Source organism: Longimicrobium sp. (genome assembly GCF_036554565.1).
In the GTDB taxonomy this organism is placed as follows: domain Bacteria; phylum Gemmatimonadota; class Gemmatimonadetes; order Longimicrobiales; family Longimicrobiaceae; genus Longimicrobium.
Genome location: NZ_DATBNB010000674.1, coordinates 1 through 8995, shown reverse-complemented (window position 1 = coordinate 8995; position 8995 = coordinate 1). Strand labels below are relative to the sequence as shown.

At 66.2% G+C, this 8995-nt stretch carries 9 protein-coding genes; 1 reads left to right on the top strand and 8 read right to left on the bottom strand.

Annotated features, from left to right (window positions below):
* Both VIB55_RS18760 and VIB55_RS18755 read right to left on the bottom strand, forming a co-directional pair.
* Positions 1 to 622, bottom strand: a 622-nt coding sequence (locus VIB55_RS18760) for an ATP-binding protein (protein ID WP_331878201.1), incomplete at its 3' end; no start/stop codon positions are given.
* A 102-nt stretch (positions 623 to 724) separates the two neighbouring features.
* Positions 725 to 979 carry a hypothetical protein gene (locus tag VIB55_RS18755; protein WP_331878200.1) on the bottom strand — a complete coding sequence of 85 codons (255 nt, stop codon included), beginning with the start codon at positions 977 to 979 and terminating at the stop codon, positions 725 to 727.
* A 205-nt stretch (positions 980 to 1184) separates the two neighbouring features.
* On the opposite strand from VIB55_RS18755, the gene VIB55_RS18750 reads away from it, so the two are divergent.
* Entirely contained in the window at positions 1185 to 1349 is a 165-nt protein-coding gene (locus VIB55_RS18750; protein WP_331878199.1) for a hypothetical protein, read from the top strand.
* Positions 1350 to 1889: 540 nt separating this feature from the next.
* On the opposite strand, the gene VIB55_RS18745 is transcribed toward VIB55_RS18750, so the two are convergent.
* The 6 genes from VIB55_RS18745 to VIB55_RS18720 form a co-directional block, all read right to left on the bottom strand.
* Entirely contained in the window at positions 1890 to 2489 is a 600-nt protein-coding gene (locus VIB55_RS18745; protein WP_331878198.1) for a hypothetical protein, read from the bottom strand.
* Positions 2490 to 2727: 238 nt separating this feature from the next.
* Positions 2728 to 3348, bottom strand: coding sequence for a hypothetical protein (locus VIB55_RS18740; RefSeq protein ID WP_331878197.1), 621 nt, complete (start codon positions 3346 to 3348; stop codon positions 2728 to 2730).
* Between the two features lie 129 nt (positions 3349 to 3477).
* Positions 3478 to 4326, bottom strand: coding sequence for a MerR family transcriptional regulator (locus tag VIB55_RS18735; protein ID WP_331878196.1), 849 nt, complete (start codon positions 4324 to 4326; stop codon positions 3478 to 3480).
* A gap of 209 nt (positions 4327 to 4535) precedes the next feature.
* A complete protein-coding gene (locus VIB55_RS18730; RefSeq protein ID WP_331878195.1) occupies positions 4536 to 5831 on the bottom strand; it encodes a hypothetical protein in 1296 nt (431 codons plus the stop codon).
* 585 nt (positions 5832 to 6416) lie between these two features.
* On the bottom strand, positions 6417 to 7781 hold the full coding sequence (locus tag VIB55_RS18725; RefSeq protein WP_331878194.1) for a DUF2399 domain-containing protein: 1365 nt from the start codon (positions 7779 to 7781) through the stop codon (positions 6417 to 6419).
* A partial coding sequence (locus VIB55_RS18720; RefSeq protein WP_331878193.1) for an SbcC/MukB-like Walker B domain-containing protein occupies positions 7771 to 8995 on the bottom strand: 1225 nt, incomplete at its 5' end. The genes VIB55_RS18720 and VIB55_RS18725, both read right to left, overlap by 11 nt.

The following is an 8995-nucleotide window of genomic DNA, read 5'->3' as shown; positions in this document are numbered from 1 at the left end:
TCTGTTCTGCAGGGATGTCATCAATACCCACCTGAACGCCGTCGACAAACACTGCGAATTGCGGATCTACGAGAAATCTCATTCCTAGTTCGCGGCGCGCTGCATCTGCCGTGACGAGTGTAAACCTGGCTTTGCCGATCTCCGATGAGATACTTGTCCCGTGACCTGTTGCGGACCCGCTGCCAAGATTCACCACTTCCAATGGTGTGGTCTTTCCCAGCGAGATGCGATAGCTGTGCTTCGTCCCCTCGCGCCACGTCGTCAGCACGTAACTAGAGCCAAATGCAAATGCCCCATGACGTCCGATGCCGTTTCTGCCGAACGCGATCCGCGTGGTAGTCCCGCCATCGGGTGTGGGAACTTCAACGCAGTCACCTTGTTCTTGACTCCGATCGTATGCGAGCATCAACCAGCGGCGCTGGAACTGCTCGGCGGTCATGCCGTGGCCGTTGTCGACGAGTGAGAATAGGCGGCCGTCCCGGCGCGACGGCCATGTGATATCAACCCTCGTAGCGCCCGCGTCCCATGCGTTAGCGACAAGCTCGATCAGTGCCGTGATCGGCTGCGTCAGAATCGAGCTACCAGCGTGAGTCTCCAAAAACCTTGGAGCGAATAGGACCATCTGAGCATCTGCCATGTCAGCGCTGCCCTGGACGCAAGTAATGGGGTGAGTGCCGTGACGAACCCGAAGCTGTGCGCAAATTCGCTTCTGCGAGACTAAAGATCAACGGCCCTCGTCCCGCGTGAGGCTCGCCGACAGTTCCTGCAACGTCCGCGAGTATAGCGAAAGAGCAACCGCGTGCTCCCGCGCGAGCTTCGCTACGACAGGCTGCCAACCGCGGGGCGGCGTGCGCGCATTCGGTCCCTCCATCCGCGCGCGCATAATCGTGTGCGTGTCTTTCCCGAATGCCTCGGCGACCTTCGCGAGCGTCATCGTTGGAGCCGACGTGAGCACGTCCGTGGCTTCCTTGAAGTCCATCCTCAACTCCCGTTTGGTACGATGAGCGTTGACAACCTGTCGGCATGGTATTAATTTACATACCAGCAGGGCACCAGAACAAGGCTGGCCGCTCTCCCGCGAAGAAGTGTCGACCAGCCTTGATCCGCGAACCGACCCGAAGGCCGCCCGCTCGCCAAGGATAGCCCTGCCGCGCGCCGAGGGTCAAGAGAGATGGAGGTGCACGATGGCGAAGAAGACGATCGTACCCATCCAACTGGCCGGCGGCTTCGTCGTGAAGAAGCAGTACGGAAGCCGCTACTGGATGGTGATCGACCCCGTGGGCGAGCTGGTGTGCCTCACCGTCTACAAGAAGGGCGCGATGGAGGTGGTGCGGCGGCTGGCGGGGTGAACGGCACCGGTGCCGCGGCCGAGCGAACCTGCGGCGCTATCCATCTTGGTGAGGGGTTGACGTTCGGCCGGTGGGCTCGCATATATGAACGTGTGAGCCTTCGGATTTGCGCCTGCATTGCAGGTTCCCCGGAGGACATCGGAAGTCGGAGAGCGGGCTGGGTGACATTCACCCAGCCCGCTCTACTTGTATTCAGCGTGAACACTCGCCCAAGCATAATCTTCCGTCCAACTTTGCGCCAGTTCCGTCGTCGGACCTCAGGATTACGGCTACGTGACGGGCGAGGCCTCTGCTCCAGTGGCGCGGCCGAGGAGCTTCACGACGGAGCCATCATCTCCTACGGCAACGAAGGTCGGCAGGCGACCGCACGCTGCTACGTCTACAAGAAGGGCGCAATGGAAGTGGTGCGGCGGCTGGCCGGGTGAACGGCAACGGCGCCGCGGGGAGTCTGCCCCGCGGCGCCGCTGTTCGTTCAAGGGCTCAGCGCAACTCGTCGAATCCACCAGGTCGACGACCGGGCGACCTGAAGAATCTCTCAAGTCAGAAGCGCAGCGAAACGTTCAGGCTGAGGTCGCTCGGGCCGGGGACCATCCGGAGCGACTCAGGCAAAACCTCCTGCCATGCCTCCCGCTGCCGTGAGCCAAATCCGAAGCCGATGGCCGCGCCTCCGATGGCGGCGCCCGCGACCGTGAGACCTACGTGCGGCCCCGTGTACCTGCAAGTTTGGACGATGGCCGGGTCGTTCGAAAGTTCGCATTCCTCGAGAGCGCCGGTCCGCTTCGCCGCGTAGTGAATCACCGCGCCGAACCCCGCGCCAATGAGCGCGCCCTTGAGCATCCCCTGAATGCGGCCGCGGTTGGCGGACTGGGCACCCTGGCTGATCTGCAGGCGGCGGATGGCGCTGAACGGTAGCGTCAACAGCGTGTCGCCCCTCTCCAGCAGCGCGGTAATCGAAGCGCTGTCGATGCTGACGAGCGTGGCCACCTGCGGCCGGTGAATCTCGTTGATGGGGATGCCGTCGACGAAGACGGGCTGCGTCACGCGGATACGAGTGCCGGGCTGCACCTGCGTCAGTTGCCCGGCAGCGGAGGAGGCGGTGCAGGCGAGCGCCAGCACGATGGCGGCGAAGCGGAGGATCATTGGGATGTATCGGGAGGGTGGGGGAGCATCCTCCGCGGCTGATGCGCGGTGGCAGGGCATGGTCAGCCTCACGCGAAGATAGACGGCGGCCCGTGCCGAGGGCAATAGAAAGATGGAGGCGCACGATGACCAGGAAGCAGACCACCGCGGAGTGGTGCGGCGGCTGCCGGCATGAAGCGAAGCCGGCGCCGCGGAAGCCGTCCGCGGCGCCGGGTCCGGATTCGCTGCACCGTCATGTTCAGAAGCGCAGCGAAACCCTCAGGCTGAGTTCGCTCGGCCCGGCGACGGGGCGCAAGGAGCGAGGGCGCACTTCCTCCCATGCCTCCCGGTCGTGCGAGCCCAGTGCGAACCCGATCGCTGCGCCGCCGATGGTGCCTCCCACCAGCGCGGGAACCAGGTAGGGCAACTCGGGCTCCATTCTCTGGATTCTGGCGCAGTACTCTGGCGTGTGTATGCAGTTCGCTCTCCTGTTCTTGTCGTTGCCGACCTGAATCAGATACGCGACCCCGTAAACCACCGCGATGAACCCGCCGCCGATCATCGCTCCCTTACGCACGCCATGAATGCTGCCGCTGGTGCCGGAGATCGAGCCCTGGCTGACCTGCAGGCGGTTGATGGCGCTGAACGGCAGCGTCAGGAGCGTTCCATCCTTCTCCAACAGCGCGGTGATCGACGCGCTGTCGACGCTGACCAGGGTGCCCACCTGCGGCCGGTGAACGCGGCCGATGTCGACTCCGTCGATGAAGACGGGCTGCGTGACGCGGATACGCGCCCCGGGCAGCACCTCCGTCTGCTGCGCTGCGGCGGCGGAGGCGGAGAACGCGAGGGCCAGCACAGTGACGACGGAGCGAAGAATCATCGGATGTGTTGCGGATCGGTGCAGGAAGATCCTCTGCGGCTGATACCCAGCTCGCCGTCTGGCCAGTCCATGCGAAGCTACCCGCGACACGCGCCGACGGTCAAGACAGTGGCTTTCCGGCGAACTCGCCTATCTGCCCGCCAGATACTCGTCCCAGTAGAGCGGGGGCCCCACGAGCTTCATGCCGTGGGACGCAAACAGCTGGCGCAGCCCATCGATCGAGAGGGCCTCGTGCACGGGCGTTTCCACGTACGTGCCCAACTCGCGGAAGAACTCCTCCATGGCGCCCGCCGGCTGGTACACGTTGAGGATCCTGCCCGGCCGGCCGCTCACGAACACCCAGACGTGGGGAACCTCGCGCGGGAGAAAGGCGCTTTCCCCCGGGCCCAGGCGAAGCTGCTGCTCCCCGATGTGTAGCTCTACCTCGCCCGCCAGCACGTAGATCCACTCGTCCTGATCGTGGTGCAGGTGGCGGGGGCCGCCGCCGCTGCCGGTGAACTCGAAGATGCACATGGCGCCGCCGGTGTCGCGCGACGACACCTTGCAGTCGTTCGGCTCGCCACCCAGCAACACCTGCTCACCGAACCGGTCCTCGCCGGCCGCCACGTTGAAGCCGGCGAACATCTCCTCGCTCTGCATGGCCGTCCCCCCTTTCAGGTGCTCGAGAGTCCTGTCGATCGTGTCGATCAACCTGCGCGTCCGCGCGACGTTCTTCTGCAGGATCTTCCGGTGCGATTCCAGGGCGTCCGCACTCTCGAACTCGGGGCGGCTCAGGACCTCCTTGATCTGCTTCAAGCCGAAACCCAGCTCGCGATAGAACAGGATCTGCTGCAGCGTGAGCAGCTGCGCCTCCTCGTAGTAGCGGTAGCCGTTCGTTCCATGGGAGGCGGGCTTCAGCAGGCCGGTTTCGTCGTAGAAGTGAAGCGTGCGCACGCTGATCCCCGACATCCCGGCGACTTCCTTGACCGTGTAGGCCATTGCAAGCTCCCTGAAAAGACACACGCACCGGACCCCCGATGTACACTGTAAGGGATCACGTTACGTGAGGGTCAAGGGCTTTGCCCGATTCTCGAGGAGAGAGCCGGCCCGTCCCGGACCTGCGCCGTGCACGCAGGCCACTCCTGAAGAAACAGTACGGGAGCCGCGGCTGGGTGATGATCGGCCCACTGTGTGAGCTGGAGGAGGCGTTACGACACCGCGCGGGCGAACGAGTCGCAGTGGTGCTGAAATGCGCGTGCGGTCACCGGATCGAGGTCCAGGATGGCATTCCGGAACTCCAGCGAGAGCTCCACCGTGATCGCGACGCGCAGCTGATCCATGACTGCCGTGGGAATGGTGAACTCGGCGGCTTCCTCGATCGTCTCGGACTGGTTCGGGAGCGGTCGTTTGCGAGCGCCCCAGCTGGCCCGGAGCGTTACGGGTTGTCCGCCATCACAACGCAGGGAAAGGGCAGCCGCTTTCAGCCCGAGCGCGTTGGTGGTGGTGGATGAGCGCACATCCAGGCGCCACCTGACCGATCGGCGGTCACGCACCTGCCCGATCCGCGCCTGGTACGTGGCGGGGCCGGGAAGCGTGCCCGTGAATGCGATCGTGTCCGCATGTTCCACGACGGACCGCCCGGCCGCGTCCTGGTGCTGACGAACCCGTGCCGGCGGCGCTTTCTTGCGTGCCGCGACGCTGCCTGCGGGCAGCGCGTTCCCGGGTGCTGCGACAGGCGCTGCCGGCACCGGGGGCAGTGGAGGCGCGACCGTGGCACGTTCCGGATCGGCGGCCAGTTGTCCCAGCGCGTGCAGCTGCGCGATGGCTCCCAGGGCATGGACCCCGGCGCGCGACCGGATGTCGGGCACGGGCTCTCCCGCCGCCAGGTCTTCGACGTAGCGGACCCGCGCCTCGGCCGAAGCGTGGATCTGCCGCAGCACGTTGAGTTGCGACCGGCGCGTCTCCTCCGGCGGCGATTCCGCGGGCAGAAAGGCCATCGCTTCGCGGGCGTGGTTCGCGATCACCTGCAGGGCGGCGACCAGGCTAGCCACGTGCGCGGCCGACATGGGCGCGGCCGGGCGCCAGCTGGGCAGCGGCGCCGGAACGTCGGCATCCAGCCGGTACTCCGGGTTGGCGCGCGCCTGCTGCGCGCGGTTTACCCACCGTTCCACCTCGCGAAAGTAGCCGAGCGCCTGCTCGGCCGTGCTCCGCGGCACGAACCCCGCCGTGGCCGGCGCCTGCCTGTAGTCGCCCTCCAGGAGTTCGCTGCCCAGGGTCTGGAGAACGAACGCGTTCCACGCGGCGATCCATGCCTGGCGCGTGGCGGGGGGCACCGACCACGGGTCCACGCCGTCGATCCGGCACTCCAGGCGCCCATTTTCCACCCACTCCTGGAGTTCGAACACGGGCCCGCCGGCACGCCGGTACGACTCCAGGGCGGCGGCGGATATCTCTCTCCTGAGCGTGGAGAGGAAGCGATTCCACCCCGTGGGCCTGTTGGTCATGCGTAGATGTTCAGGAGACGTCGCGCGGCGATGCAGGAAAGTGGCTCACGCTCCGCTGCTGAGCAACGGCATCTCCCGCACGTGCTTTCCCCGGAGCGACTGCCGGCCAGAAGCGGAGCGGGGATCCGGAGTGCGCTGATCGATATCAGAGACTACCGGAACCTCGTCGCTCATCACCAACCCATCTGGGACCGAAATCCGGTTCGCTGGCACGCGCGTGCCATCGAGGTGCTCGGGTGGATGAACCCAAGCCTCGCCGCCGCAGGCCGCCGCCTCTCGCGGTTCGACTGCGTCTTCACCGCCGGTCCAGCGGCGTTCCGTTCTGACGCCGAACGAATCCTACACGTCCGAACAGGCCCGCTCCGGTGCGGCGGTGCGACGAACGCAACCGATTCAGCAGCCAGGTACTCCTCCCAGAGGAGCGGCGGGCCTACGACACGGGCAGACACGGCACGGTGCGCCTCTGAGCGAAAATGGACGCCAGGCGTCCCCCGCTCGCCGGCAGGGCCTAGATGTAGAACTCGCGCATGACACGTGCGGCGCAGCGCTCTCGTTGCGCGCGGGCATCTCATCCGCCCACCTCTCTTACGGCCTGATTCCGGCCGCCGATGAACTTCGCGGGCCCTCCCCGCGGCGCGGTGGGGTGATTCCCCTGCGCACCCACCGGTCCAGGTCATCCTCGAACCTGCGAATCAGGGCTTCATGGTGCGCCGCCTGTCCGCGCTCGGTCATCTTCGCCACCAGATCGGGAAACACGGCTTTCACCCTCTCCAGGCCGGCGGAATCCAGGGCTGTCGAGCCGTCCCGCAGGGCGGCGACGTAATCGTCCGGGGTCATCCGCCAGGGACTCGCGGCTTCAGGGTACCGGTTCAGGAGGCCGGTCATGATACCGAGGCCTCGCACGTCGAAGTCACCGCTGTAGAAGAGGAGCGCGCCAGTGGCGCAAAGTGCCTCCAGGAGCTTCCAGTCGGCCGGGTTCAGGTTGCCGTTGGTGCAGACGAGCGTGGGGTGGTTCTCCGCGCGGTACAGCCTGCGGACCGTGTTGGTGAGGGCCGCGAAAACGGTGGGATTCTCTACGACGAATGCAACCCCGTTCCAGGCTCGTACATCGTCGGCGATGGCGACGAGATTGTCGAGGTTCATCGACCGCGTCAGCGCGGCGCGGCGGAGTTCGCGCAGATACGGCGTGTCTCCGGTAAGGCCGAACGTGTCCACGTGTACGGAGATGGGGTCCCGGGCAATGCCCGCTTCGGTGAGCAGGGCAGTCTTCCACGCTGCGCTTCCGGGTTTCTCGCGCGCGGCGACATCGCGGTGGTAGTACGCCAACGCGCGCAGGAGTAGTCTTCCCGCGGGTTGGGTGGCGTCGAATGCCTTGGCGTCTCCCGTAATCTGCGCCGCCAACTCCGCAAGGTAGACGGGTGGTCCGTTCCGCTCCGGCATGCGGCCGAAAGCCAGCGCCACGGCGCGAACGGCGTCCAGGAGGGGCTGTTCGCCCCAAGCTCCCGCCTTCTTCCGCAGGTTCATCTCCGCGGCGTGCATCCAACCGATCACGCGGGAATAGGCCTGCGCAGAGAGTCCAAGCCCGGCGACCTGCTCGAAACAGCGGCGGACGGCTTGCTCCCGCGCAGCGGCGGCCTGTGCCTTGACTACCTTGGGCCGCACGATGGGCCCGCCACCGCGGTACATTCTCACCGCGTCCGCGAGCGAGCAGCTGAACCGCGTGTTCTCGCGGAGCATTCTGTCGATCTCCGCAACCGACGCCTTTTTCCCGGGTGTGAACCGTTTGCCGATGATCCCCTGAAGCGCATGCGCCTCGTCGTCGTCGCGGATCTCAACCCGGCCTCTGGGCTCTCCGTGCTTTACGAGGGACGCGTGCAGCGCCTCCAGCAGGCGTTCGAGAGCCGGCTCGCGCAGGAGTTCGAGCAGGTCGCGTTGAAGGTCAGGGTGCATGCTCCGTCTCCATTGATCCGCGCGATGAAGTTTCCATCCCCAGCAACTCGTCGCCGATGAACTCGTAGCGGCGCAGGCCATCCCACAGGCTCAGCGTGGGTGCGACCGTCCTCCCGTCCGTGAGCATTTCGTAGGTGGCGGAGCCGCGCACTTCTTTCCCCAGCGCGGTGGCTTTTTCCGTCGCCATGATCCAGCAGAAGTCCAGCTCCGTGAGCAGCGCGTAGATCTCCGCCGCGTTGCGGTCGTCCACGCCGGCGAAGGCCTCGTCGAAGCCGACCAGCCGCGGCGCGGCGCGGTCGGCGGACTGCAGTCGCGCGCTCACTGCCGCGATCAACGGCAGCAGCAGGTCCAGCGTGCGCCGGCCGCCGCTTCCCTGGCCGTAGAGCCGCCTGGTGAGCGGAATCCATCGGCCGGATTCGTCCTTGCGCTGCACGGTGAGCGTGTACCACTGCGTGTAATCCACCATCCGCAGCAGTGCCGTGCGATAGTCCTCCAGCAGTTCGCGCTCGCGGTTCCGGCGGCGGATGTCGGCCACCATCGTGCGGAAGATCTCCAGCAGCTCCTCGCGCCGCGCCTCGTCCAGGGCAATGCCGCGCTGCGTGAGCAGGTCGTCCAGCCGCCGCGGATCGAACGCGTCCGTGGCCTCGCGGGTGCGCACGTCCCACTGCAGGCGCATGATGCCGCCCTTGAACAGCTGCATCCGGCCGAGAATGCCGTTGATGTCGCTCACCCAGCGGCGCGTGTTGCGGATGGCCTCGCGGATGGCATCCACCACGTCGCGCAGCATCAGCTGCTCGATCAGCCGGCGGTCCTCGTCTTCCAGCAGCGTCTCGTTGCGCGCCTGCTGCTCCTCGAGCGTACGATACAGCTCGTCGAGCCGCATCTGCCCCAGCTCGTGGGTAAAGCGGAGGATGTCGCCGTCCAGCTCGGGGCTCATCTCCTCGAACGCGCCTCGCGCCCGGGCGTAGGCCGCGTTCAGTTCCTGCTGCGCGCCCTTCACCTCGTCGTCGATGGACTCGGGGGCGATGTCGTGCAGGATGCGCTGCATGGCCCTGGACAGGCCGGTCCGGCGCATGTCGTCTACGTATTCCTCCAGGGTGGGATACGCCTCGATCCGCGCGCGGAACTCGTGTTCGGCGGATTGGAGGGTGATGAATGCGCTCCGCAGCTGGCCGGCGTAGTCCGGCTCCTGCTCGGCGAGCGTCTGGATCCGT

What these genes read in the sequence shown, in the direction of transcription:
- VIB55_RS18745 (WP_331878198.1), bottom strand. Translation starts at nt 2,489, where the DNA reads ATGATCCTCCGCTTCGCCGCCATCGTGCTGGCGCTCGCCTGCACCGCC.
- VIB55_RS18750 (WP_331878199.1), top strand. Translation starts at nt 1,185, where the DNA reads ATGGCGAAGAAGACGATCGTACCCATCCAACTGGCCGGCGGCTTCGTC.
- VIB55_RS18735 (WP_331878196.1), bottom strand. Translation starts at nt 4,326, where the DNA reads ATGGCCTACACGGTCAAGGAAGTCGCCGGGATGTCGGGGATCAGCGTG.
- VIB55_RS18725 (WP_331878194.1), bottom strand. Translation starts at nt 7,781, where the DNA reads ATGCACCCTGACCTTCAACGCGACCTGCTCGAACTCCTGCGCGAGCCG.
- VIB55_RS18755 (WP_331878200.1), bottom strand. Translation starts at nt 979, where the DNA reads ATGGACTTCAAGGAAGCCACGGACGTGCTCACGTCGGCTCCAACGATG.
- VIB55_RS18730 (WP_331878195.1), bottom strand. Translation starts at nt 5,831, where the DNA reads ATGACCAACAGGCCCACGGGGTGGAATCGCTTCCTCTCCACGCTCAGG.
- VIB55_RS18740 (WP_331878197.1), bottom strand. Translation starts at nt 3,348, where the DNA reads ATGATTCTTCGCTCCGTCGTCACTGTGCTGGCCCTCGCGTTCTCCGCC.